General features: G+C 66.3%; 21 protein-coding genes. 12 read left to right on the forward strand and 9 right to left on the reverse strand.

The genetic code is table 11. The features are described from left to right. Window positions 1-6: 6 nt before the first annotated feature. Window positions 7-933 carry a DMT family transporter gene (locus tag BMZ69_RS11625; protein WP_244543333.1) on the reverse strand — a complete coding sequence of 309 codons (927 nt, stop codon included), beginning with the start codon at window positions 931-933 and terminating at the stop codon, window positions 7-9. A gap of 173 nt (window positions 934-1,106) precedes the next feature. After that, complete coding sequence (locus BMZ69_RS11630) at window positions 1,107-2,141, reverse strand: aspartate-semialdehyde dehydrogenase (RefSeq protein ID WP_092156797.1); 1,035 nt, start codon at window positions 2,139-2,141, stop codon at window positions 1,107-1,109. 449 nt (window positions 2,142-2,590) lie between these two features. Between BMZ69_RS11630 and BMZ69_RS11635 the strand changes: the two genes are divergently transcribed. Both BMZ69_RS11635 and BMZ69_RS11640 read left to right on the forward strand, forming a co-directional pair. Continuing rightward, window positions 2,591-3,697, forward strand: coding sequence for a hypothetical protein (locus tag BMZ69_RS11635; RefSeq protein ID WP_092156798.1), 1,107 nt, complete (start codon window positions 2,591-2,593; stop codon window positions 3,695-3,697). A gap of 199 nt (window positions 3,698-3,896) precedes the next feature. Then, complete coding sequence (locus BMZ69_RS11640; RefSeq protein WP_092156799.1) at window positions 3,897-4,202, forward strand: hypothetical protein; 306 nt, start codon at window positions 3,897-3,899, stop codon at window positions 4,200-4,202. A gap of 58 nt (window positions 4,203-4,260) precedes the next feature. On the opposite strand, the gene BMZ69_RS11645 is transcribed toward BMZ69_RS11640, so the two are convergent. The 4 genes from BMZ69_RS11645 to BMZ69_RS11660 all read right to left on the reverse strand — a co-directional run bounded on the left by BMZ69_RS11645 (window position 4,261) and on the right by BMZ69_RS11660 (window position 8,627). After that, complete coding sequence (locus BMZ69_RS11645) at window positions 4,261-5,697, reverse strand: homospermidine synthase (RefSeq protein WP_092156800.1); 1,437 nt, start codon at window positions 5,695-5,697, stop codon at window positions 4,261-4,263. A gap of 83 nt (window positions 5,698-5,780) precedes the next feature. Beyond that, window positions 5,781-6,593, reverse strand: coding sequence for a phosphodiesterase (locus tag BMZ69_RS11650; protein ID WP_092156801.1), 813 nt, complete (start codon window positions 6,591-6,593; stop codon window positions 5,781-5,783). Window positions 6,594-6,716: 123 nt separating this feature from the next. Further along, entirely contained in the window at window positions 6,717-7,253 is a 537-nt protein-coding gene (locus tag BMZ69_RS11655) for a GNAT family N-acetyltransferase (protein WP_092156802.1), read from the reverse strand. Window positions 7,254-7,481: 228 nt separating this feature from the next. Beyond that, entirely contained in the window at window positions 7,482-8,627 is a 1,146-nt protein-coding gene (locus tag BMZ69_RS11660) for a type III PLP-dependent enzyme (RefSeq protein ID WP_092156803.1), read from the reverse strand. Window positions 8,628-9,288: 661 nt separating this feature from the next. Here BMZ69_RS11660 and BMZ69_RS11665 point away from each other — a divergent pair. After that, window positions 9,289-10,866, forward strand: a complete 1,578-nt coding sequence (locus tag BMZ69_RS11665) for an OpgD/OpgG family glucan biosynthesis protein (RefSeq protein WP_092156804.1) — start codon at window positions 9,289-9,291, stop codon at window positions 10,864-10,866. Between the two features lie 158 nt (window positions 10,867-11,024). Here BMZ69_RS11665 and BMZ69_RS11670 read toward each other — a convergent pair whose 3' ends face one another. Next, the gene (locus BMZ69_RS11670) at window positions 11,025-11,453 is read right to left on the reverse strand and encodes a RidA family protein (RefSeq protein ID WP_092156805.1); all 429 of its coding nucleotides are present in this window, start codon (window positions 11,451-11,453) and stop codon (window positions 11,025-11,027) included. A gap of 179 nt (window positions 11,454-11,632) precedes the next feature. Between BMZ69_RS11670 and BMZ69_RS32115 the strand changes: the two genes are divergently transcribed. Beyond that, the gene (locus BMZ69_RS32115) at window positions 11,633-12,349 is read left to right on the forward strand and encodes an AprI/Inh family metalloprotease inhibitor (protein WP_244543325.1); all 717 of its coding nucleotides are present in this window, start codon (window positions 11,633-11,635) and stop codon (window positions 12,347-12,349) included. A gap of 257 nt (window positions 12,350-12,606) precedes the next feature. On the opposite strand, the gene BMZ69_RS11680 is transcribed toward BMZ69_RS32115, so the two are convergent. Together BMZ69_RS11680 and BMZ69_RS11685 are read right to left on the reverse strand one after the other, a co-directional pair. Then, a complete protein-coding gene (locus BMZ69_RS11680; protein WP_175506769.1) occupies window positions 12,607-13,224 on the reverse strand; it encodes a GNAT family N-acetyltransferase in 618 nt (205 codons plus the stop codon). A gap of 161 nt (window positions 13,225-13,385) precedes the next feature. After that, the gene (locus BMZ69_RS11685) at window positions 13,386-13,982 is read right to left on the reverse strand and encodes a LysE family translocator (RefSeq protein WP_092156807.1); all 597 of its coding nucleotides are present in this window, start codon (window positions 13,980-13,982) and stop codon (window positions 13,386-13,388) included. Between the two features lie 98 nt (window positions 13,983-14,080). On the opposite strand from BMZ69_RS11685, the gene BMZ69_RS11690 reads away from it, so the two are divergent. The 8 genes from BMZ69_RS11690 to BMZ69_RS11725 all read left to right on the forward strand — a co-directional run bounded on the left by BMZ69_RS11690 (window position 14,081) and on the right by BMZ69_RS11725 (window position 23,771). Beyond that, window positions 14,081-14,944, forward strand: a complete 864-nt coding sequence (locus BMZ69_RS11690) for a LysR family transcriptional regulator (RefSeq protein WP_092156808.1) — start codon at window positions 14,081-14,083, stop codon at window positions 14,942-14,944. A gap of 88 nt (window positions 14,945-15,032) precedes the next feature. Beyond that, window positions 15,033-16,211, forward strand: coding sequence for a cell division protein ZapE (gene zapE, locus BMZ69_RS11695; protein WP_092156809.1), 1,179 nt, complete (start codon window positions 15,033-15,035; stop codon window positions 16,209-16,211). Window positions 16,212-16,222: 11 nt separating this feature from the next. After that, entirely contained in the window at window positions 16,223-16,702 is a 480-nt protein-coding gene (locus BMZ69_RS11700; RefSeq protein ID WP_092156912.1) for a GNAT family N-acetyltransferase, read from the forward strand. Between the two features lie 30 nt (window positions 16,703-16,732). Further along, entirely contained in the window at window positions 16,733-17,308 is a 576-nt protein-coding gene (locus tag BMZ69_RS11705) for a TetR/AcrR family transcriptional regulator (RefSeq protein ID WP_092156810.1), read from the forward strand. A gap of 245 nt (window positions 17,309-17,553) precedes the next feature. Continuing rightward, window positions 17,554-18,516: a malate dehydrogenase gene (gene mdh, locus BMZ69_RS11710; protein ID WP_092156811.1), complete on the forward strand. Its 963-nt coding sequence runs from the start codon at window positions 17,554-17,556 to the stop codon at window positions 18,514-18,516. 73 nt (window positions 18,517-18,589) lie between these two features. Further along, a complete protein-coding gene (gene sucC, locus BMZ69_RS11715) occupies window positions 18,590-19,786 on the forward strand; it encodes an ADP-forming succinate--CoA ligase subunit beta (protein WP_092156812.1) in 1,197 nt (398 codons plus the stop codon). A gap of 9 nt (window positions 19,787-19,795) precedes the next feature. After that, window positions 19,796-20,680 carry a succinate--CoA ligase subunit alpha gene (gene sucD, locus BMZ69_RS11720; protein WP_092156813.1) on the forward strand — a complete coding sequence of 295 codons (885 nt, stop codon included), beginning with the start codon at window positions 19,796-19,798 and terminating at the stop codon, window positions 20,678-20,680. Between the two features lie 133 nt (window positions 20,681-20,813). Then, complete coding sequence (locus tag BMZ69_RS11725) at window positions 20,814-23,771, forward strand: 2-oxoglutarate dehydrogenase E1 component (protein WP_092156814.1); 2,958 nt, start codon at window positions 20,814-20,816, stop codon at window positions 23,769-23,771. Window positions 23,772-23,786: the final 15 nt, after the last annotated feature.

Consider the following 23,786-nt stretch of genomic DNA (forward strand, 5'->3'; position numbering starts at 1 on the left):
GCGGGCTCAGTGCCCGGTCACCTTGCGTGCCCTGATGCGCTCGCGATGGGCGGTATAGAGGCCTGACGCGATGATGATCGCGGAGCCGAGCCAGGTGAAGGCGTCCGGCAGCACCGAGAACAGGACGAAGCCGAAGGCCGAGGCCCAGAGCAGCTGGACATAGGAGAACGGCGCCAGCAGCGAGGCGTCGGCATGCCGGAAGGCCTGGATCACGAACCAGTGGCCGACGGTCGAGGAGACGCCGATGAACAGGCCGACCAGCAGCGCCTCCGTCGACAGCGGCTGCCAGGTGAGGGGCTGGAGGGCGGATAGCACGATGCAGCCGACCACCGCCGACCAGGCGAGCGTCGTCACCGGGTTCTCGGTCGCGCTCATCATGCGGGTGACGATCAGCGCAAAGGCCCAGGTCACGGCCGACAGCACCGGCAGCATAGAGGCGAGCTGGAAATCGCTGCCCCCGGGACGAACGACGATCAGCACGCCGATCAGGCCGACGGCCGTCGCGGTCCAGCGCCGCCAGCCGATCTTCTCGCCGAGGAGCGGGATCGAGAGAGCGGTGACGAAGAGCGGCGAGACGAAGCTCGTCGCGGTCGCGTCTGCAATCGGCAGGTATTTCAGCGATGAGACGAACAGGATCGAGGAGACCGTGACGGCGACGCCGCGCAGGATCTGCATGCTCGCGCGCCGCGGCTTCAGCTGCTTGAAGCCGCCTGGAGCCGCGACGGCCAGCATGATCAGCGCGAAGGCGGCATAGCGCAGCCAGACGACCTGGATCGCCGGCGTCGTCGCGGTGAGGTATTTCGAGGCGACGTCGGCGGCGGAGAGGAAGACGCTGCCGAGCAGCATCAGGCCGATGCCGCGCAGGCTGTTGTCGCGTCGCGGCGCAGGGCGTTGCGGCGGCTCAGCCGGAACTGGTTCGACCGGCAGAGGCACTCTGGTCAAGGTGTCGGGCAAGGTCTTCGGCGAATCTCGATGGGCGGGGCGAGCCTAGCCGATGACCGGGACGATCCCTTGCGCAAATCCGGCACGGCCGCCATGCGTGCGCGCAAGAAAAAGGCGGGCGCGAGGCCCGCCTTGAAATTTTCTTTAAAGGAATCGCGCTGAACTCAGGCGGCTTGCTTGCGCGGCTGGATCAGCTTGCGGTTGACCAGCACCTCGGCGATCTGGACCGCATTGAGCGCGGCGCCCTTGCGCAGATTGTCCGAGACGCACCAGAAGGCGAGGCCGTTCTCGACCGTGGCATCCTCGCGGATGCGCGAGATATAGGTCGCATCCTCGCCGGCCGCCTCATGCGGGGTGATGTAGCCACCGGGCTCGTGCTTGTCGATGACGAGGATGCCGGGCGCCGTGCGCAGCACCTCGCGCGCCTCGTCGGCCGTGATCGGCTTCTCGCATTCGATGTTGACGCTCTCGGAATGGCCGATGAAGACCGGCACGCGCACGCAGGTGGCGGTCAGCTTGATCTTCGGATCGAGGATCTTCTTGGTCTCCGCCATCATCTTCCACTCTTCCTTGGTGAAGCCGTCCTCCATGAAGACGTCGATCTGCGGAATGAGGTTGAAGGCGATGCGCTTGGGGAACTTCTTGGCCTCGACCTCGCCGGCGGCGAAGACCGAGCGGGTCTGGTTGAAGAGCTCGTCCATCGCCTCCTTGCCGGCGCCGGAGACAGACTGATAGGTCGAGACGACGACGCGCTTGACGCCGAAGCGCTCATGCAGCGGCTTCAGCGCCACGACGAGCTGCGCCGTCGAGCAGTTCGGGTTGGCGATGATGTTCATCTTGCTGAAGCCGGCGGCCGCGGCGGCGTTGACCTCCGGCACGACCAGCGGCACGTCGGGATGCATGCGCCAGGTCGAGGAGTTGTCGATCACGACGGCGCCTTGCGCGCCGATCTTCGGCGACCATTCCTTCGAAACCGCGCCGCCGGCCGACATCAGGCAGATATCGGTGTCGGAGAAATCGTAATGCTCGAGCGCCTTCACCTTCAGCGTCTTGTCGCCGAAAGAGACCTCGGTGCCGACCGAACGGGAAGAGGCGAGCGCCACCACCTCGCTGACGGGGAAAGCGCGCTCGGCGAGAATGTCGAGCATTTCATGGCCCACATTGCCCGTGGCGCCGACGACCGCGACCTTGAAGCTCATCTTCGTGAATTCCTTCTGGCGAAACCGGTTGTGCCTCCCCGGGGAGCCGTCGCCGCTGATCTCGCTTGCGGGTTCGGCCGGTTGACCCCGGCCGGGGGGGAGAACCCGGATTCGAGGCGACGTGTCAGTGCGACGTCCGGGTTTTCCCGGCCGTCGTTTTGGTCGTGGTTTTCGTCGTCAGACGGAACGTCACTGAGCCAACCTGAGCATCATCGCGAAGCCGGGAGATAGGTGCCCGGCCCGCAATCCCAAACACAAGCCGCCGTAAAAAGTCAATCGTCCTGCGGGCGCATCGCCATTAACCCTGCCTCCTTACTGGCCATTGACCCTGTTTCGCGAAGGATCTCGCCCGGTAACGACCTGCTCATCGCGGCCGGCGAAAGCTGGCCTGCGAGTGGTGGCGAGGCGGCTTGCGGGGGTGCGGGCCGCCCAACGGGTCGGGTTCTGTCGTGTCCGGGGACGAGATCAGCGCCATCTGGCAGCGAGTCAAATTGCGCCTGCAGGAAAGCGGCCAACGCCTTCAGCCGCGTCTGCAGGGCCTGGCCGAAGTCGCGCCGGGTCGCTTCGATCTCGCCGCGCGGCTGGTCGATCTCGCCGACGTGACCGAGGCCGGTCTTGCGCGGATCTTGCGGCCGATCCGGCGTGCGCTGCGCTCCGGCGTGATCGGCCTGACCGGCGGCCTCGTTTGGCGCGGTCTTGCAGCCCTGACCGGCATCAGCCTGACCGCGATGCTCGTTGCCGGCCTCTCGTCCGGTTCGTCCGAGCCCGCGCTCGCTAGTCTTGCCTCACCGACAGAGGCTTCGGTTGCTTCCACGGTCCGTGATGTTCGCCTTCAGGCGCTGCCGATCGCGGCCGGGCAGGATGGCTGGGTGGCGATCGGCCGTCCGATCGCGCTGTTCGGGCTGGACTCGCCCGAACTCGACAAGCGCAGCGGTTATGAGGCGCGGCGCAGCCAGGACGGCCAGCGGCGGGAAGACCTGCTGAGTTTCGGCGAGTTCGATGGCGACAAGTCGTTCCTCTCGCTCAAATTCCAGGTCAACCGCGATGCGCAGGTCCAGAAGGCGTTGGCCGGCCAGTCGCAGCCCTTCGTGATCACGCTGGTGCGCGAGAGCGCGGCGCGCGGGCTCTCGGTCGGGCGCAGCGGTGCTGCCACCACGATCGAGACCAAGTTCGGTATCGTCGAGACCGCCGATATCGGCCTCAGCGACGGCACGTCCGGACGGGCGTGCATCGCCTTCCGCCATCTCGATGGGGCGGCGCATCTGTCCTTCTCCGGCTGGTGGTGCGGCAGCGAGGCGCGGCCGGCCGACCGGGCGCAACTGATCTGCCTGATCGACCGGATCGATCTTCTCAGCGCCGGCGACGATCCCGAATTGCGTGCCAGTTTTGCCCGCACCGAGCTCAACCGCCGGCAGGGCTGCTCGGTGCCGCGGCTGGCCGCGACCGGGCGCAAGAGCTCCTGGCTCGATGCCGACGCCAAGGCGCCGGCATTGCGGCCGACCAAAGCATCGGACCGAAAAGTGGAGTCCACTTTTCGGAAAACTCCGATGCTCTGATAACGAGATAGATCACCGTCATCGCGTCCTGTCGGACACGCGGTGATCTAGCGGCAAGCAGGCACCGCCGCGGTAACGGCCTCGTGTTGCGGCGGCGCACTGGCGGACCGCAACAAAAGCATTAACTCAAGAATTGTATCGTCAGCGATAGCCGGTCCGCCAGCAGCCTCGGCGGGGGCAACCGCCTCAGGAGATCGTCATGCGTTCGCTTTCCCGTCTTGCCGCCGGCTTGGCCCTGTCAGTTGCAGCCGTCACTTTCGCGGTCTCGGTCGCCGAGGCCCAGCAGCAGCGCAAGCCCTTGCGCGTCACCGTGCAGAAGCGCAGCTATTTCGACGCTGGCAATGTCGTGCCGGTCGGCAGCATGAACCGCTATGCGTCGCAGCATTTCGTGGCGAGCCCGGTCTATTCCGCAGCCGGCGAGCTCTACGGCGAGGGCACGCTGCCTTCGCGCATCGGCTCGGGCGCCAACCCCTTCGCCAACAGCTTCTCGACGCCGCGCTTCTGAGCGGTTGCGAGTTTTGAATCGAAAAGGCCCGCCGTGAGGCGGGCCTTTTGCGCTGGGCTCAGCGAACCAGGATGTTCTTGAACTGCCAGGGGTCGGAGGTGTCGATATCCTCCGGGAACAGGCCCGGGCGGCCATCGAGCGGCGTCCAGTCTGTGTAGTAGCCCTTCACCGGTCCGAGATAGGGCATCTGGATCGCAAGGCAGCGGTCGAGATCCATCTCCTCGACCTCGACGATGCCGGCCTTGGGGTTCTCCAGCGCCCAGACCATGCCGGCGAGCACAGCCGAGGTGACCTGCAGGCCGGTCGCGGTCTGGTAGGGCGCGAGCTTGCGCGCTTCTTCCGTCGAGAGCTGCGAGCCGAACCAGTAGGCGCCCTTGTCGTGGCCGTAGAGCAGCACGCCGAGCTCGTCGATGCCGTCGATGACCTCGTTCTCCTCGAGGATGTGGTGCTCCTCCTGCGGGCGGCCGGCATTGCCGAACATCTCGTGCAGCGAGAGCACGGCATCGTTGCAGGGATGGTAGGCGTAGTGGCAGGTCGGCCGGTAGATCGCCTTGCCGGCCTCGTCGCGCACGGTGAAGTAGTCGGCGATCGAGATCGACTCGTTATGCGTCACCAGGAAGCCGTATTGCGGGCCCGGAGTTGGGCACCAGCTGCGCACCTTGGTCTCGGCGCCTGCCTGCATCAGGTAGATCGCCGCCTGCGAGCCGGTCTCGTGGGTGCGGGCATTGTCCGGCATCCACTTCTCATGGGTGCCCCAGCCCAGCTCGGCCGGCTGCACGCCCTCGGAGATGAAGCCCTCGACCGACCAGGTGTTGACGAAGACGCCCGGCGGCTTGGGGTTCTTCGAGCGCTGGGTGTCGCGCTCGGCGATGTGGATGCCCTTGACGCCGACCTGCTTCATCAGCCCGGCCCATTCCTCGCGGGTGGTCGGCTGCGGCACGTTGAGGCGCATGTCGGAGGCGATGTTCAGCAGAGCTTTCTTGGCCAGCCAGGAGGCCATGCCGGGGTTGGCGCCGCAGCAGGAGACGGCCGTGGTCGAGCCCGGCGCACGGGCGCGCTTGGCGGCGAGCGTCATCTCGCGCAGCGCATAATTCGAGCGCTCGCCCGGACCCTTCGTCTCGTCGAAATAGAAGCCGAGCCAGGGCTCGTTGACCGTGTCGATATAGAGTGCACCGAGGCTGGAGCAGAGCTCCATGATGTCGCGCGAGCCGGTGTCGCAGGAGAGGTTGACGCAGAAGCCCTGGCCGCCGCCCGCGGTCAGCAGGGGCGTGAGCATGGTCTTGTAGTTCTCGAGCGTCACGGCTTCCTGGATGAAGCGGATGCCGCGCTCGTCCAGAAGGGCGCGGTTGTCGTCGTCGGGTGCGATCACCACGAACCGGCTCTTGTCGAATTTGAGATGCCGCTCGATCAGCGGCAATGTCCCGCGGCCGATCGAACCGAAGCCAATCATCACGATCGGGCCACTGATCTCGCCGTATACGGGCCAATCCGTCATTCTTTTTAACTCCTGGGTGGGTCTGGTTGAGGATAAGCGGACGCTGGTATGGGGCGGGCTCTTCGGCGTCAATGCCGGCAGGCTCACTCCTTGCCGAGGCTGAACGGGTAGGGGCCCTCGAAGGCGCCGACATAGGCGGTGTGCGAGATCAGGCCGGCATCGGGCTGCCAGATGTGGAGCATGAAGGCCGGCGGCTCCATCAGGAAGCGTGCCTCGGCGCCCGGCGTCAGGTCGAGGATGACCTGGTGAGCGACACCGGGCACGACCTGGCCGATCGTGCCGGCATAGCGGACCTGAACCGGGCGGTGATGGTGGCCGCTGAGCACGCGCTCGATATTGGAATGGCGCGCGACGATCTCGGTGAGGCGCGCCGCGCCGTCCTTGAGCATGACCGCGTCCATGTAGCCGAGGCCGCAGGAGAAGGGCGGGTGGTGCGTGAACAGCAGGACGGGCCGGCCTTCGGCTTCCGCCAGTGCCCGTTCGAGGAAGTCGAGGCGCGCATCGCAGATGGCGCCGGCGCTGGAGCCCGGCAGCAGCGTGTCGAGGCCGATCAGCCTGAGGGGACCCCGATCGGCCTTGAACTGGATGAAGCCGCCGCTGAGATCGGCATGCGGACCGAGGTCGAGCCCGGCGATCATCGCCTCGCGGACGTCGTGATTGCCGGGGATCAGCAGCGTCGGCAGGCCGAGCTTCTCCAGCATCGAACGGACGAGCGCATATTCCTCCGGCAGGCCGCTCTCGGTGAGATCGCCGGTGATGACGAGGACGTCCGGACGGACGGGCAGCGCTGCGAGCGCGTCGAAGGCGCGCTGCGTCATGCCGATCGTGTCGGAGACCTTGAGCGCAAGGCGGCCGGGCGGGCAGATGTGCAGGTCGGAGAGATGGGCGATAAGCATGTCGTCTTCTTCGTCAGGAATGCAGCCTGGACCGCCTTACCTGACGGCAGCCCGCGCGGCCAAGGCCGCGCGGGCTTCAATGACGCGATTTGATGACGGATCGACTACGATCCGAGAGCGACGTCAGGCTGCGCGACGTCGGAGACCGTCCATTCCCTCTGCCGGGGCGAGCACCCCCGTGGCCTTGAGCACGCCATTCGCGCCCTGGAGCGCGCCGTCGCGCAGTTCCAGGCCGAGGAAACGCTCACGCTCGAACGGTCCGGGCATGGAAAGCTCTGCCATCGGCCCGGCGGTGAAGCCGAAGCGCTCGTAATAGGGCGCATCGCCGACGAGCAGGATCGCGCCATGGCCGCGGCAGGCGGCGCGCCAGATCGCCTCGCGCATCATCGCCTTGCCGAGACCCTCGCCCTGCAGGTCCGGCGAGACCGCGAGCGGGCCGAGCAGCAGCGCCGGCTTGCCGGCGGCCTCGACATGCCAGAGCCGCACGGTCGCGACGACCGCACCGTCGCGCTCGGCCGTCAGCGCCAGGCCATCGGCCGGAAGACGGCCTTCGCGCAGGCGCTCGCTCGACTTCGTCGTGCGGCGCTCGCCGAGGCAGCGGTCGAGCAGGGCCTCGCGGCCCGGGATATCGGTCTCGATCTCGTCGCGGATCGTGATCATGACGCACCTCTTGCCGGAGCGCCCGCTTCGTCGCGAGCCTTCCCGGCGCCGCGCGAACGCGGCCACAAGCAAGGGATTGTGTGGAAGAGGGTCCGGCGGGAGCCACGCCCGCGCTCCATTCTTGGAGGCACGAACGCTCCGCCCGGTTTCCCGGGCAGCCTGCGGATAGTGGCAGGGCGCTTCGCCGGACCCGATTGGTTCGAGGCTGGCGAGCCAGCCCCAATTTTGTCAGATGACGTACTGCTTCAGCGGCGGGAAGCCGTTGAAGGCGACGGCTGCGTAGGTCGTCGTATAGGCGCCGGTGCCCTCGATCAGGACCTTGTCGCCGATCTCCAGGCTGAACGGCAGCATGTACGGGGTCTTCTCGTACATGACGTCGACCGAATCGCAGGTCGGGCCGGCGAGCACGCAGGGAACCGTGGCGTCGCCGTCCCGGATCGTTCGGATCGGGTAGCGGATCGCCTCGTCCATCGTCTCGGCGAGACCGTTGAACTTGCCGATGTCGAGATAGACCCAACGGACCTGGTCGTCCTCGCTCTTCTTCGAGATCAGCACGACCTCGGCCTCGATCAGGCCGGCTTCGCCGACCATGCCGCGGCCCGGCTCGATGATGGTCTCCGGCAGACGGTTGCCGAAATGCTTCGACAGCGCCTGGAAGATCGCATCGCCATAGGCCGGCACGCCCGGGATCGGCTTCAGATAGCGCGCCGGGAAGCCGCCGCCGAGGTTGACCATCGACAGCGACAGGCCGCGGGTGGCGCATTCCTTGAACACGGCCGAGGCCGAGGCCAGGGCCGAATCCCAAGCGTTCACATTGGCCTGCTGCGAGCCGACATGGAACGAGATGCCATAGGCCTGCAGGCCGAGGCGATGGCCGTGCTCGAGCACGTCCGCGGCCATTTCGGGCACGCAGCCGAACTTGCGCGAGAGCGGCCAGTCGGCGCCGGCGCCGTCGCAGAGGATGCGGCAGAAGATGCGCGCGCCGTCGGCCTTGGTGGCCTGGGCGGCACGGGCGACCTTCTCGACCTCGGCCTGGCAGTCGACGGCGAACAGGCGCACGCCGAGCTCCATGGCGCGGGCGACGTCGCGCTCCTTCTTGATGGTGTTGCCGAAGGAGATGCGGTCAGCCGTGGCGCCGGCCGACAGCGCCAGCTCGATCTCGACGACCGAAGCGCAATCGAAGCAGGAGCCGAGCTTGGCCAGGAGACGCAGCACTTCCGGCGCCGGGTTCGCCTTGACCGCGTAGAAGACGCGGGTGTCGGGCAGCGCCCGGGAGAACGCGACATAGTTCTCGCGAACGACCTCGAGGTCGATCACGACGCAGGGGCCGTCCTCGCGGCGGTCACGCAGAAATTCACGGATGCGCTCGGTCATGAGACGCAGCTCCCTTCGGCGCAAGCGGCGCCGATACGACGTGTAGCCGGTTGAAACGACCGCGACCCGAGGCGCTGTGGAGACGCCTAAGGACTGCGGACGAAACGTCCGGACCCGAAACACCGTCGATTGGGGAGACCCCGCACGGCCGGCAATGAAGGACAAGCCTCTTCGGTGCCGGCCTGTGGAAAGCCGGCGAGACCAAAAAAGCCCGCTCCGTCGTTGCTTTAAGCTGCGTCCCCCGTGGAGATTCGGGGTTCGCCGGTTTTGCCTCCGGCTGCCGGTCGCTGTTCGGGAGCGGCCCTCTTGCGAGAGCCGGGAGCGTGATTTGAGGGGATGTCCATCCCCCTCCATCCGTTTCCCATCCCTGGCGGCTGTCCGGCCTCTTGTCCGGATGCCCACCGACCAGCACGCGGCCACAGGCACGTGCGAATTGGGTGAAGCCCATATACGGACGGGCGCCCCCGGCTTCAAGTTTTTTCTGACGGCCGGGGCCGGATTTTTTACAGGACGGACCCGCATAGCGCGCGGGGCGACCCCGCGCCCTTTCAACGCTGGCTGGCTTGGGCCGCGGCTACGCCCTAGACCGGCCCCATTTCATCGCCTAAGTCGTTGGCGCAGCGCGCCTTCGCGCGCCTATATCTAGGGGCAAGCTTCGATCATGACGGTTACCGATCGCCGCCGGGTTCTGGCCGGGCTGAGCGCCGCTCTGTGCGCCACTGCCGCGCCGCAGGCTTTGCTGGCGCAGCAGCCGGAACAGGCGCCGCCGCAACCGCGATTCGGCTTCGAGGAGGTGACGCGCCGAGCTCGCGAGATCGCCGCCGTTCCCTATGAAGCGGGGCCGGCCTTGCCGGAGGCACTGACGCGGCTCGATTTCGACGCCTGGCGCGAGATCCGCTTCCGGCCGGAGCGGGCTCTGCTCGCCCAGTCGAATTCCGGCTTCCGCATGCAGATGTTCCATCCCGGCTTCCTGTTCACCCGGCCGGTGACGGTGAACGTGATCCGCGACGGCGTGCCGATGCCGGTGCCCTATGCCGCCAATCTCTTCGATTACGGGCGGACCAAGTTCGACAAGCCGCTGCCGGTCAATCTCGGCTTCGCAGGCTTCCGTCTGCATTATCCGCTCAACGATCCACGCTTGTTCGACGAGCTGATCTCCTTCATCGGGGCGAGCTATTTTCGCGTGCTCGGGCGCGGGCAGCGCTATGGCCTCTCGGCGCGCGGCCTTGCGATCGGCGCGGGCGTGCCCGGTGGTGAGGAATTTCCGATCTTCCGCGAGTTTTGGGTGGAGTCGCCGACAGCCGATGCGGACCGCGTCACGGTCTATGCCCTGCTCGATTCGCCCTCGGTCTCCGGGGCCTACCGTTTCCATATCTATCCCGACGGCGACAGCGTCGTCGATGTCGGCGCGGTGCTGTTCCCGCGCAAGCCGATCGAGAAGCTGGGCCTTGCGCCGCTGACCTCGATGTTCTTCACCGGCGAGAACGACAGGCGCTTCCACGACGATTTCCGCACCGAATTGCACGATTCGGACGGGTTGATGATCCATTCCAGCACTGGTGAATGGATTTGGCGCCCGCTGCGCAATGCACGCATCGCCGCATCCTCCTCCTTCGTCGAGCGCAATGTGCGCGGCTTCGGGCTGATGCAGCGCGACCGGGTGTTCGAGCACTATCAGGACCTCGACCTCAACTATGAGCTGCGGCCCTCCTACTGGATCGAGCCGCAAGGCGACTGGGGAGAGGGCGTGGTCGAGCTGATCGAATTGCCGACCACCGACGAGACCAACGACAACATCGTCGCGCTCTGGGCGCCGAAGCTGGCGCTCGAGCCCGGCCGCGAGTTCCGCTTCGGCTACAAGCTGACGGCGATGCTCGATTCCGGCGATCTGCATCCGGGCGGGCGGGTGATCAACACCTACCAGGCCAAGCCGAAGGCGCTCGGCTCGGGCGAGGCGGTGACGGAGAACACAAGGCGCTTCATCGTCGACTTCGCCGGCGGCGATCTCGGCTACTATCTGAAGCAGCCGGAGAAAGTCGAGATCGTGCCTTCGATCGCCTATGGCCGGATCAACCGCGCCTTCCTGGTGCCGAACCCGAAGACGGAGGGCTTCCGCGCCTTCATCGACATCGTGGTCGAGCCGGGCCAGCTCGCCGAGATGCGCGCCTTCCTGAAGAGCGGCAGCAAGACCCTGACCGAGACCTGGAGCTATCCTTGGCGGGCGCCCGACGCAGGGTGAGCCCTATCGAGAGGGGGGCGGTTCAATCTCGCGGGTCGTCCCGGGCGACCGGCGGGAGACCCGGGACCCATTCCGGAACGTCTTTCGGATAGGCTCCGAAAGGGATCCCGGATCGGCGCCGCTTCGCGGCTTGTCCGGCCTGAGTTGAGGATGTCGGATCAGAACTTCGGCGCCGTAGCCGTACGCGCCGGCTTGCGCCGCTTCTCGGGCGCGGCCGCGACCACCTCGATCTCGACCTTGAATTCCGGCAGCGTGAAGCCGGAGACGATCATCAGGGTCGAGGCCGGTGGCGGGGTGCCGACATGGGCGTCGCGCGACTCCATATAGCCCTTCATATGGGCACGGTCGGTGACGTAGGCATTGATGCGGACGATGTCCTTCAGCGTCATCCCCGCCTCGGCCAGGATCGCGGCGATGTTGGCAAAGCACAGGTCGGCCTGTTCTCTGACCCCTTCGGGGATCATGCCGTCGGCGGCGATGCCGAGCTGGCCGGAGCAGAAGACGAGCCGCTGGCCGGCGGGCACCTCGCAGCCATGGCTGTAGCGGGCGAAGGGCGCGCGGATCGAAGAGGGATTGAGCGGCTTCATCGGATGGTCCGGATGGCGGAAGGCCCCCCTTCTGCCATGCCGGCCCGCCGCTGCAAAACCATGTTGAGACTTGACCGATGCCCCTTTGCGGCCTTGAAGGCGCTCATGTCAGGTTTCATGCCATGTTCAGGCGGCACCGGCACAATGCTTCGGACGGGCGACTTGTCGAGATGGTGGGAATGAGCTTGAGGACTTCTGCGCTGCTGCGGGCCGCGAGCCTGCTGCCTCTCGTGCTGTTGACCGCCTGCGCGGGGTCGCAGCGTTTCGGTGGCTATGGCTCCGGTTCGGGCCAGGCCGTTGCCCGCGCGCCTGTCTATGGCGAACCTGTCCAGTCGGCGCCGCCGGTCCAGTCGGCCCCTGTCACCTCCGAGCCTTTGCCGCCACCAGGCGGCTATCCGAGCGCGCCGCCGCAAGCAGGTGGATATCCGGGCGGCGGACCGGCGCCGGGCATGCCGCCCCAGAACGATCCGTTCTTCGATCCGCAGGCGGCGCAACCGGGGCAGCAACCGCCGCCGGTACAACAGCGCCCGGTCGAGCCGGCGCCGCCACAGGTCGCCAACGCCAATCCCGGCGCGACGCCGGGCGGTGGCTCGACACGCTCCGGTTCGGTCTCGACGCGTGACGGCGTCATCGGCAACTGGACGGCGCAGGAGGCGACCGGTGGCTCCTGCCGGGTGCAGCTCTCGAGCTCGCCTTCGCTCGACCTCTACCGCGCCAACGCCACGGGCTGCAGCAATCGCGACCTGCAGCAGGTCAATGCCTGGGATTATCGCGATGGCGAGGTCTATCTCTATCAGCGCGGCGGCTCGGTGGTGGCACGCCTGCGCGTCGGCAGTGCCGGCACCATGAACGGGGCGATCACCAAATCGGGCGCCGGGCTCTCGATGAATCGCTGAGCCGCTCTCCTCTTCCTTCTTGTGGGTTCCTCTGTGAAACGCTGATCGCCCTAGCTCCTCCCTTCCCCCCTTGTGGGGAAGGGTATGGGGATGGGGGGCGGACGACTGGTTGCAGGGCTGATTGTAGAAGCGAACCGATTCACTTCCGTCGAATTTGCTCCGACTTTGCGCCCCCACCCCTGCCCCTCCCCGCAAGGGGGGAGGGGTTCTCGCGCTTCCTCATGTTTCGTAGCGGCGTCCCGCGCCGCGATCGGGCATCAGTGCCGCGAGGCGCTTCGGCCGAACAGCGCCTGCGGCCAGAATCTGCGCTGCAGCGAGAGCGACAAGGTCGCGAAGCTGCGGGCGTTGTCCATGGCTTCGTCGAGCAGGGTGAACGGCGTCGGCGCGCCGGTGGCGATCCGGCCCTCGACATCGGCATAGCCTCCGACCATCTCGGCCTCGAACTTGCGCGCGAGATTCCGCATCGCTGCGTTCTCCGGCAGGCAGGTCATGTAGAGCGTGCGGATGTTGCGGTTGCGCGCGGCCGTCATCAGGCGGCCGAATAGCGCCTCGCCGATGCCGCGGCGGCGCCAGTCGCGCTCGACGCTGAAGGCGGCTTCGCCGGTCTGGATGACGATCTCTTCCAGCCCTCGCAATTCGGCGGCGCCACGGACCTCGCCGGCCTCGACATAGGCGTAGACGAGCCCACCCACGCCGAAGGTCGTTTCAGCATAGTTCCGGAGGAAACCATCGGTGACCGCCGTCCCGAAGCGTTCGCGCCGCGTGGCGGCGTCGAGACGAAGCAGATGGGCGGTGAAGAGGTCGCGCTCGGCAGGCCAGAGACGCCTGACCTCGCCGTGCCTGGCCTTGGCGCCAGACTTGATCGAACGATTCAATTGCAGCTCCTGTGAAAGCGCGGTTGCGCTGCCCAAAGGAGGCGTGTCTTCCCTAACTCGGAGAGCAAGATGCGCTTCCGATCTGGGAATACAAGTGGCGCGATTGCGGCAATTTACGGCTAAATGCCTGTAAAAATGGCCGGAATGGTCAAGGCTGCGCGCTATCGCCACATCGTCAGGATCGAGGCGGCCAGAGCCACCGCAAGCGTGACATTGAGAACGCGCCACTGCCAATCCTGCGTCAGCAGCTTCGCCAGAAGCAGGCCGGCGACGCACCAGAGCATCAGCGACAGCAGCGCGAGGATGCCGAAGACGGTTCCGAGCAGGGCTGCGAGTTCTCCTGCGCCGCGGGCAAGCTCGCCGAAGGAGGCGGCGGCGCCGAGCGTCATCGCCCAGCCCTTGGGATTCTGTAGCTGAATCCAGAGTGCGCCGGCAAAGCTCGTCGGCTTGGGAATACTCCGGTCGAGATGCGGCGGGCCGCTGCGGCCGATCCTGACGGCGAGCCAGAGCAGATAGGCCGAGCCTGCGAGCTTCATCGCCAATTCCAGCGAGGGCATCGCCAGAAGCAGGCTCGCGAGCCCGGCCGCGGCCGCGACCGCCATCCCGGCCAATCCGATCGCGACGCCGACCATGAAGGGCAATGAGCGCCGAAAGCCGAAATGGGCGCCCGACGCCGTGGCGAGCGTGGTGGTGGCGCCCGGCGTCACCGTCGAGATGGCTGCGAAGGCGATCAGCGGCAGGACCGATTCCGGCGACATGAGGCGGCTCCAAAATGGAGCCGAGGACATAGGTCTCCTGACGGGATCATGAAAACGAATATTGAAGTTATTCGGCATTACGAATCATAATGCCAGACATGCGCAATCTCGACCTTGAATTGATCCGGGCCTTCGTCGCCGTTGCCGACCATGGCAGCATGACGATCGCCGGCAATGCGTTGCATCTGACGCAGAGCGCCGTCAGCCAGCAGATCATGCGGCTGGAGCGGCGGCTCGGACAGGCGCTGTTCCTGCGCGAGCGGCGTGGGCTCAAGCTGACGGCGGCGGGGGATCGCCTGCTCGCCAAGGCGCGCCGGCTGATCGGCCTCAATGACGAGATCTGGGCGGAGATGACGACGGGCTGCGCCGGCACGGTCCGGCTCGGCGTGCCCTATGACCTCGTCGGCACCGCGCTCGTGCCGATCCTGAAGGGTTTTGCCGAGGCGAGCCCGCTGGTCGAGATTTCGCTGGTTTGCGCCTCCTCGCCGCAATTGCTGGAGGCGCTCGGCAAAGGTGAGGTCGATCTGGCCCTGGTCGAGGAGCCGCTTGCGGCCGCGGGCGGCGAATGCCTCGGCATCGAGCGGCTGGTCTGGGTCGGCGCCAGGGCCGGGAATGCCCATCTGAAACAGCCGCTGCCGCTTTCGCTTGTCGCTGATAGCTGCGCCTTCCGGCCGGCGGTGACCGAAGCGCTCGACGGGCAGGGGAGGGCGTGGCGCAGCGTGTTCGAGAACGGCAATATCGACGCGACCACCGCGACGGTCAGGACCGATCTTGCCGTCACCGCCTGGCTCGCCTGCACGGTCCCGCCCGATCTCGATATTCTCGGCTGTGCGGAAGGCCTGCCCGAGCTGCCTCCTTTTGCGATCACGCTGCACCTCTCGCGTTCGCAGCCGTCCGAGGCGGCGCGCGAGCTTGCCCGCCATCTGCGTGCCGGCTGGCTGCGCCCGCGTCAGGCCGCATAGCCGGGCGGACACGCCGAGGGTTGCGGGGCGGGCCGCCCTGCCGTAACCCGGAAGGCGCCGTCCCTCCTTGCTGTCCCGCCTCCAGGCCATGTCCGCCACGCTCCCCGAACGCTATGACGCCCTGGTCGCCTCGGGTGCGATCGAGCGAGATCCGGCGCAGATCGCCGTCGTCAGGCGCTTGCAGGCGCTGTCCGATACGCTCGCCAGCCGCAAGCTGGCGAAGAAGAGCAGCGCGCTCGGCTGGCTGTTCGGCCGCAAGCAGCCGGCTGCGGACGCGGTCAAGGGCCTCTACATCTGGGGCTCGGTCGGCCGCGGCAAGACCATGCTGATGGACCTGTTCTACGAGACGGTCCCGGTCGCGGCGCGGCGGCGCGTGCATTTCCATGCCTTCATGGCCGATGTGCATGAGCGCATCCATACCTATCGCCAGGCGCTCAAGGCCGGGACGGTCAAGGAGCCGGACCCGATCGGGCCGGTGGCAGCCGAGCTGGCCGAAGAGGTGAGCCTGCTCTGCTTCGACGAGTTCACCGTCACCGACATCGCTGATGCGATGATCCTCGGACGCTTGTTCACGAAGCTGTTCGCCGACGGCGTCACGGTGGTCGCGACCTCGAATGTCGAGCCGTCGCGGCTCTATGAGGGCGGGCTCAACCGCGCGCTCTTCCTGCCCTTCATCGATTTGCTCGCAAGCAAGGTCGACGTGATCAAGCTGGAGGCGCGCACCGATTTCCGGTTGGAGAAGCTCGGCGGCGCGCCGACCTATCACGTTCCCGCCGACGACAGGGCGAAGGCTGCGCTCGACAAGGCCTTCAGCCAACTCACCGGCGTGGCGCAGGGCGCTCCCATCACCATTTCGATCAAAGGCCATGAGCTGAAGCTGCCGCAGGCGGCGGGCGGCGTGGCGCGGGCGACCTTTCCCGATCTCTGCGCCCAGGCTTATGGCGCCTCCGACTATCTCGCGCTGGCCCAGCATTTCCATACGCTGATCCTCGACGATATCCCGATCATGGACACCGAGCGGCGCAACGAGGCCAAGCGCTTCATCATCCTGATCGACACGCTCTATGAGAGCCATGTGAAGCTCGTCGCCTCGGCGGCGGCGGAACCGACCGGGCTTTATGTCGCGCAGAACGGCCGCGAAGCCTTCGAGTTCGACCGGACGGTGTCGCGCCTGATCGAGATGCGCTCGGAGGAATATCTCGCTTTGCCGCATGGCCGGGCCGATTCCGCCGCGAGCGGCGATACCACGGGCCTGGTCGATACGTGATGGCGGATCCCATGTCCCATGGCGCCATCGAGATCAGGCCGGCGATGCCCGCGGACGTGGAGGAGATCAGTACGGTTGTGCTGCGTTGCCTGCGCGAGACGAACGCTCAGCACTATTCCGCTGATATCATTGCCTCCGTCATCGAGAATTTCGCTCCGGACAAGATCGCCGCGAGATTTGCCGATCGACTCGTTCTGGTGGCAACCGCAGAGGGTACGATCATCGGCACTGCGAGCCTCCATGGGACCTGGGTACGAAGTGTTTTCGTGCGGCCCGATCGGCAGAAGCGGGGCATCGGGACCGGGCTCATGCGAGCCGTCGAGGAGCGCGCCGCCGCGCAGGGGATCAGGCAGATTTCAGTGCCGTCCTCGATCACCGCCGAGGGCTTCTATCGCGGCCTGGGCTTCACACATTTGCGCGACGAGCTTCATGGGCAAGAGAGGGTGATCGTGATGACCAAGCCGCTCACTTCTGCCGCCGAGCAGGGCTGAGCACCGATGGTGTCACGCGAGCCGAGTGAGATGCGCATTCTCTCGGTCGCCGGCGAGCATCTGCGCCGGCACGGCCTGCGCCGGTTCACCGTGGTCGCGGTGGCGGAAGAGGCGGGCATGACCCATGCCAATGTCTACCGCTACTTTCCCTCGCGCACCGCGCTGATCGATGCGGTGGTCGACGTCTGGCTGAAGGCGACCGAGCGCTCGCTCGCTGACATCGCCGACGGGCCCGACCCGGCCGATGACAAACTCGAACGCCTGATCCTGGCGCTGGCCAAGGCCAACCGCGACCTCCTGCACGAGGAGCCGCATCTGTTCGCGGCGCTGTCGCAGGCGGTGGCCAAGCGCCATGCGATCAGCCGGCGCAACCGCACCCGCGTCCGAGCCCTGTTCGAACGGGTGATCGACGACGGCATTGCGACGGGGGCCTTCGAACCGCGTGACCGCGACCGCGCTATCGCCTTCGTGATCGACGCCACCCATCGTTTCATTCATCCTGCCGCGCTGGAACTGGAGGCGGATGTGCCGCAGGAATCGGTCGATGCCAGGCTCGCCACCCTGATCAGGGTGGCGTTGCGGACGCTCGCGACCGGCGTCATCTGAAAAAATGACAAACTTTGTAAATTGTAACTGCTTGTTTTCGTGGCAGGTTGACGCCCCGTTTTCGCGAGTTAGCTTCTAACGGCTTGGTTTTGCTGGGCATTCCGTGATCGGAGGGCCGAAATCGCTGGTTGGGGGCTTTCCAATGTCCAATTTTGGACAGGGTTGAGCCTGAGAGCGGCTTGCGCCAAAGAACCGTCGGCTTTTCGGCTTCACCTGCTTTCGCATCCAACAACAAGGATTCGGCAATGGCCCGCAAGAAGATCGCCCTCATCGGCGCCGGACAGATCGGCGGCACGCTCGCTCACCTCGCCGGTCTCAAGGAACTGGGCGACGTCGTCCTGTTCGACATCGCCGAGGGCATTCCCCAGGGCAAAGGCCTGGATATCGCCGAGTCCGCTCCGGTCGACGGCTTCGACGCTGCTTACAAGGGCACGCAGTCCTATGAGGACATCAAGGGCGCCGACGTGATCATCGTCACCGCCGGTGTGCCGCGCAAGCCCGGCATGAGCCGCGACGACCTAATCGGCATCAACCTCAAGGTGATGAAGTCGGTCGGCGAGGGCATCAAGACCTACGCTCCCAAGGCCTTCGTGATCTGCATCACCAACCCGCTCGACGCGATGGTCTGGGCGCTGCAGAAGTTCTCCGGCCTGAAGCCCAACATGATCTGCGGCATGGCCGGCGTGCTCGACTCGGCCCGCTTCCGCCACTTCCTCGCCGACGAGTTCAAGGTCTCGGTCAAGGACGTCTCGGCCTTCGTGCTCGGCGGCCATGGCGACGACATGGTGCCGCTCGTCCGCTACTCGGGCGTCGCCGGCATCCCGCTGCCCGACCTCGTCAAGATGAAGTGGACGACGCAGGAGCGTCTCGACGCCATCGTCGAGCGCACCCGCAAGGGCGGTGGCGAGATCGTCAACCTGCTCAAGACCGGCTCGGCCTTCTACGCCCCGGCCGCCTCGGCGATCGCCATGGCCGAGAGCTATCTCAAGGACCAGAAGCGCGTGCTGCCGGCGGCCGCCGCGCTCAAGGGCCAGTACGGCGTCAAGGACATGTTCGTCGGCGTGCCGGTGGTGATCGGCGCCAAGGGCGTCGAGCGGGTCGTCAAGATCCGCCTCAACGGCGCCGAGAAGGAGATGCTGGCCAAGTCGGTCGCCTCGGTCCAGACCCTGATCGACGCCTGCAAGAGCATCGACGCGTCATTGGCGTGAGACAGACGGATGGCGTGATGGCCGGAGGCCATCACGCCATCGCCTCTCCCTTTACCGGCACAGGACATCAGGCATGAACATCCACGAATATCAGGGCAAGGCGGTTCTCAAGGAGTACGGCGCGCCCGTCTCCGCCGGCTTCCCGGCGCTATCGGTGGCGGAGGCCGTCGAGGCGGCGAAGAAGCTGCCCGGACCGCTCTATGTGGTGAAGAGCCAGATCCATGCCGGTGGGCGCGGCAAGGGCAAGTTCAAGGAACTGCCGGCCGACGCCAAGGGCGGCGTGCGCCTCGCCAAGTCGATCGAAGAGGTCGAGGCCCATGCCAAGGAGATGCTCGGCAACACGCTGGTGACGCTGCAGACCGGCCCGGCCGGCAAGCAGGTCAACCGCCTCTACATCGAGGACGGCTCGGACATCTCGAAGGAATTCTACCTCTCGGCGTTGGTCGACCGCGAGACCTCGCGCATCGCCTTCGTGGTCTCGACCGAGGGGGGCATGGACATCGAGAAGGTGGCCCATGACACCCCTGAGAAGATCCTGACCTTCTCGGTCGATCCGGCGACCGGCATCATGCCGCATCACGGCCGCACCGTCGCCAAGGCCCTCGGCCTTTCCGGCGACCAGGCCAAGCAGGCTGCGAGCGTTCTCGGCCAGATCTACGCCGCCTTCGTCGGCAAGGACATGGCGATGCTCGAGATCAACCCGCTGATCGTGACGACGCAGGGCCAGGTCAAGTGCCTCGATGCCAAGGTCTCGTTCGACTCGAACTCGCTCTATCGCCATCCCGAGCTGATGGAACTGCGTGACGAGACGGAAGAGGACGCCAAGGAGATCGAGGCGTCCAAGTACGACCTCGCCTATATCGCGCTCGACGGCACGATCGGCTGCATGGTCAACGGCGCCGGCCTCGCCATGGCGACGCTCGACATCATCCAGCTCTACGGCGAAAGCCCCGCCAACTTCCTCGATGTCGGCGGCGGCGCCTCCGAGGAGAAGGTCACGGCGGCCTTCAAGATCATCACCGCCGACCCGAAGGTGAAGGGCATCCTGGTCAACATCTTCGGCGGCATCATGAAATGCGACGTCATCGCCCGCGGCGTGATCGCGGCGGTGAAGACGGTCGGCCTCGAAGTGCCGCTGGTCGTGCGCCTCGAAGGCACAAATGTCGAGGAAGGCAAGGAGATCATCCGGACCTCCGGCCTCAACGTCATCCCGGCCGATGATCTCGACGACGCCGCCCAGAAGATCGTGGCTGCGATCAAGAAGGCTTGAGGTAAACCGATGTCCATCCTGATCGACAAGAACACCAAGGTCATCTGCCAGGGCTTCACCGGCAAGAACGGCACCTTCCATTCCGAGCAGGCGATCGCCTACGGCACGCAGATGGTCGGCGGCACATCGCCCGGTAAGGGCGGCTCGCTCCATCTCGGCCTGCCAGTCTTCGACACCGTCGCCGAGGCGCGCGAGAAGACCGGCGCCACCGCCTCGGTCGTCTACGTCCCGCCGCCGGGCGCGGCCGACGCGATCTGCGAGGCGATCGACGCCGAGATCCCGCTGGTGATCTGCATCACCGAGGGCATCCCGGTGCTCGACATGGTCCGCGTGAAGCGTTCGCTCTCGGGCTCGAAGACCCGCCTGATCGGGCCGAACTGCCCGGGTGTCGTCACCGCTGGCGAGTCGAAGATCGGCATCATGCCGGCCAACATCTTCAAGCCCGGCTCGGTCGGTATCGTCTCGCGCTCGGGCACGCTGACCTATGAGGCGGTGTTCCAGACCACGAACGAAGGCCTTGGCCAGACCACGGCGGTCGGCATCGGCGGCGACCCGGTCAAGGGCACCGAGTTCATCGACATGCTGGAGATGTTCCTCGCCGACGAGAAGACCACCTCGATCGTGATGATCGGCGAGATCGGCGGCTCGGCAGAAGAGGACGCGGCGCAGTTCATCAAGGACGAGGCCAAGCGCGGGCGCAAGAAGCCCATGGTCGGCTTCATCGCCGGCCGCACGGCTCCTCCCGGTCGCCGCATGGGCCATGCCGGCGCGATCATCTCCGGCGGCAAGGGCGGCGCCGAGGACAAGATCGCGGCGATGGAAGCGGCCGGCATCCGGGTCTCGCCCTCGCCGGCGCGCCTTGGAAAGACCTTGGTCGAAGTATTGAAGGGCTGAGCGCCAGGCTGCGTCATGGTCGGCCTTGAGCCGACCATCTCGTGACCAGCCAGGCTCGACAAAGAGATGCTCGGGTCAAGCCCGAGCATGACGGCAAGACGAAGCGGCAGGTTAGGAAGAAGGCAGGACGATCATGGCTCGCCAGGACATCAACGAGGCTCTCGCGCAGACGGGTTTCCTCTATGGCGGCAACGCGGCCTATATCGAGGACCTCTACGCCCGCTATCAGGCCGATCCCAAGTCGGTGGATCCGGAGTGGCAGGGCTTCTTCTCCGCGCTGAACGACGACAAGCAGGCGATCGTCGACAATGCCAAGGGCGCGTCCTGGAAGAAGCCGAACTGGCCGATCCCGGCTGGCGGCGAGCTGGTCTCGGCGCTCGACGGCAACTGGGCCGCGGTCGAGAAGGCAGTCGGCGAGAAGCTCGGCGCCAAGGCCAAGGCCGCCGGCGCGACCCTGTCTGCCGCCGATGTCCAGCAGGCGACGCGTGACTCGGTCCGCGCGATCATGCTGATCCGCGCCTATCGCATGCGCGGCCACCTCCACGCCCAGCTCGACCCGCTGGGGATCGAGAGCCAGAAGGATCCGGAGGAGCTGTCGCCGGCGGCGTTCGGCTTCACCGAGGCCGATCTCGACCGCAAGATCTTCATCGACAACGTGCTCGGCCTGGAATTCGCCACCATCCGCGAGATGACGGCGATCCTGCAGCGGACCTATTGCCAGACGCTCGGCGTCGAGTTCATGCACATCTCCGATCCCGAGCAGAAGGCCTGGCTGCAGGAACGGATCGAGGGGCCGGACAAGGAGATCGCGTTCACCCGCGAGGGCAAGAAGGCGATCCTGAACAAGCTGGTCGAAGCCGAAGGCTTCGAGAAGTTCCTCGACCTCAAGTTCACCGGCACCAAGCGCTTCGGCCTCGATGGCGGCGAGTCGCTGATCCCGGCGCTGGAGCAGATCATCAAGCGCGGCGGTTCGCTCGGCGTGCGCGACATCGTCTTCGGCATGGCCCATCGCGGCCGCCTCAACGTGCTGACCCAGGTGCTGGGCAAGCCGCACCGCGCCTTGTTCCACGAATTCAAGGGCGGCTCCTTCGCCCCCGACGACGTCGAAGGCTCGGGCGACGTCAAGTACCATCTCGGCGCCTCGGCGGATCGCGAGTTTGACGGCAACAATGTCCACGTCTCGCTGACCGCCAACCCCTCGCATCTCGAGATCGTCGATCCCGTGGTGCTCGGCAAGGTCCGCGCCAAGCAGGACCAGTTCGGCGACATCGTCGAGCGCTCGAAGGTGCTGCCGCTGCTGATCCATGGCGACGCGGCCTTCGCCGGCCAGGGCGTGGTCGCCGAGTGCCTCGGCCTGTCGGGCCTCAAGGGCCACCGCACCGGCGGCTCGCTGCATTTCATCATCAACAACCAGATCGGCTTCACCACCTATCCGCGCTATTCGCGCTCCTCGCCCTATCCGTCCGACGTGGCGAAGATGGTCGAGGCGCCGGTCTTCCATGTGAACGGCGACGATCCGGAAGCGGTCGTCTTCGCCGCGAAGATCGCGATCGAGTTCCGGCAGAAGTTCCACAAGCCGGTCGTGATCGACATGTTCTGCTACCGCCGCTTTGGCCATAACGAAGGCGATGAGCCGGGCTTCACCCAGCCGCTGATGTACCGCAAGATCCGCGGCCACAAGTCGACGCTGGAGCTCTACAGCGCCAAGCTCGAGGCCGAGGGCGTGATCCAGCCGGGCGAGCTCGACCAGATGCGCGCCGCCTGGAAGGAGAAGCTCGAGGTCGAGTTCGACGCCGGCCAGGCCTTCAAGCCGAACAAGGCCGACTGGCTCGACGGCCGCTGGGCCGGCATGAAGGCGATCCGCGCCGACGAGGACGATCCGCGCCGCGGCGCCACCGGGGTGCCGGAAGCGACGTTGAAGGAGATAACGCAGAAGATCACCGAGGTCCCGGAAGGCTTCAACGTCCACAAGACGATCCAACGCTTCCTCGACAATCGCCGCAAGGCGGTCGAGAGCGGGCAGGGGATCGATTGGGCGACGGCGGAAGCGCTGGCCTTCGGCTCGCTGCTGCTCGACGGCAATCCGGTGCGCCTCTCCGGCCAGGATTGCGAGCGCGGCACCTTCTCGCAGCGTCACTCCGTGCTGATCGACCAGGAGACCGAGGCCCGCCACACCTCGCTGAACAACATCCGCGAGGGCCAGGCGCGCTACGAGGTCATCAACTCGATGCTCTCGGAAGAGGCCGTGCTCGGCTTCGAATACGGCTACACCCTGTCGGAACCGAACGCGCTGACGATGTGGGAGGCGCAGTTCGGCGACTTCGCCAATGGCGCGCAGGTCGTGTTCGACCAGTTCATCTCCTCGGGCGAGCGCAAGTGGCTGCGCATGTCGGGCCTCGTCTGCCTGCTGCCGCACGGCTATGAGGGCCAGGGTCCCGAGCACTCCTCGGCCCGCCTCGAGCGCTTCCTGCAGATGTGCGCCGAGGACAACATGCAGGTGGCGAACTGCTCGACCCCGGCGAGCTATTTCCACATCCTGCGCCGGCAGCTGAAGCGCGACTTCCGCAAGCCGCTGATCCTGATGACGCCGAAGTCGCTGCTGCGCCACAAGCGCTGCGTCTCCGACCTCAGCGAGCTGGCCGAGGGCTCGAGTTTCCACCGCGTGCTGCACGACGATGCCGAGCGCGGCAAGTCGACGACCAAGCTGGTCAAGGACTCCAAGATCCGCCGCGTCGTGCTCTGCACCGGCAAGGTCTATTTCGACCTGCTGGAGGAGCGCGAGAAGCGCGGCATCGACGATGTCTATCTGATGCGGGTCGAGCAGCTCTATCCGTTCCCGCTGAAGTCGCTGGCGCAGGAGCTGGCGCGCTTCAAGAGCGCCGACGTCGTCTGGTGCCAGGAGGAGCCGAAGAACCAGGGTTCCTGGACCTTCGTCGAGCCCTATCTGGAATGGGTGCTGGGCCATGCCGGCTCGAAGTCGAAGCGGCCGCGCTATGTCGGCCGCCCGGCGTCGGCCGCGACCGCGACCGGCCTGATGTCGAAGCACACCGCCCAGCTCAACGCCTTCCTGGACGAGACCTTCGCGGTCTGATCCTTCGCCTGACAT

Origin of the sequence: Allobosea sp. CRIB-10 (genome assembly GCF_900112185.1) — a bacterium.
Classification (GTDB): domain Bacteria; phylum Pseudomonadota; class Alphaproteobacteria; order Rhizobiales; family Beijerinckiaceae; genus Allobosea.

Bases quoted from the DNA above. Each gene is read 5' to 3' on its own strand.
- BMZ69_RS11630 (WP_092156797.1), bottom strand. From the start codon at position 2,141: ATGAGCTTCAAGGTCGCGGTCGTCGGCGCCACGGGCAATGTGGGCCAT.
- BMZ69_RS11640 (WP_092156799.1), top strand. From the start codon at position 3,897: ATGCGTTCGCTTTCCCGTCTTGCCGCCGGCTTGGCCCTGTCAGTTGCA.
- BMZ69_RS11645 (WP_092156800.1), bottom strand. From the start codon at position 5,697: ATGACGGATTGGCCCGTATACGGCGAGATCAGTGGCCCGATCGTGATG.
- BMZ69_RS11650 (WP_092156801.1), bottom strand. From the start codon at position 6,593: ATGCTTATCGCCCATCTCTCCGACCTGCACATCTGCCCGCCCGGCCGC.
- BMZ69_RS11655 (WP_092156802.1), bottom strand. From the start codon at position 7,253: ATGATCACGATCCGCGACGAGATCGAGACCGATATCCCGGGCCGCGAG.
- BMZ69_RS11660 (WP_092156803.1), bottom strand. From the start codon at position 8,627: ATGACCGAGCGCATCCGTGAATTTCTGCGTGACCGCCGCGAGGACGGC.
- BMZ69_RS11665 (WP_092156804.1), top strand. From the start codon at position 9,289: ATGACGGTTACCGATCGCCGCCGGGTTCTGGCCGGGCTGAGCGCCGCT.
- BMZ69_RS11670 (WP_092156805.1), bottom strand. From the start codon at position 11,453: ATGAAGCCGCTCAATCCCTCTTCGATCCGCGCGCCCTTCGCCCGCTAC.
- BMZ69_RS32115 (WP_244543325.1), top strand. From the start codon at position 11,633: ATGAGCTTGAGGACTTCTGCGCTGCTGCGGGCCGCGAGCCTGCTGCCT.
- BMZ69_RS11685 (WP_092156807.1), bottom strand. From the start codon at position 13,982: ATGTCGCCGGAATCGGTCCTGCCGCTGATCGCCTTCGCAGCCATCTCG.
- BMZ69_RS11690 (WP_092156808.1), top strand. From the start codon at position 14,081: ATGCGCAATCTCGACCTTGAATTGATCCGGGCCTTCGTCGCCGTTGCC.
- zapE (WP_092156809.1), top strand. From the start codon at position 15,033: ATGTCCGCCACGCTCCCCGAACGCTATGACGCCCTGGTCGCCTCGGGT.
- BMZ69_RS11700 (WP_092156912.1), top strand. From the start codon at position 16,223: ATGTCCCATGGCGCCATCGAGATCAGGCCGGCGATGCCCGCGGACGTG.
- BMZ69_RS11705 (WP_092156810.1), top strand. From the start codon at position 16,733: ATGCGCATTCTCTCGGTCGCCGGCGAGCATCTGCGCCGGCACGGCCTG.
- mdh (WP_092156811.1), top strand. From the start codon at position 17,554: ATGGCCCGCAAGAAGATCGCCCTCATCGGCGCCGGACAGATCGGCGGC.
- sucC (WP_092156812.1), top strand. From the start codon at position 18,590: ATGAACATCCACGAATATCAGGGCAAGGCGGTTCTCAAGGAGTACGGC.
- sucD (WP_092156813.1), top strand. From the start codon at position 19,796: ATGTCCATCCTGATCGACAAGAACACCAAGGTCATCTGCCAGGGCTTC.
- BMZ69_RS11725 (WP_092156814.1), top strand. From the start codon at position 20,814: ATGGCTCGCCAGGACATCAACGAGGCTCTCGCGCAGACGGGTTTCCTC.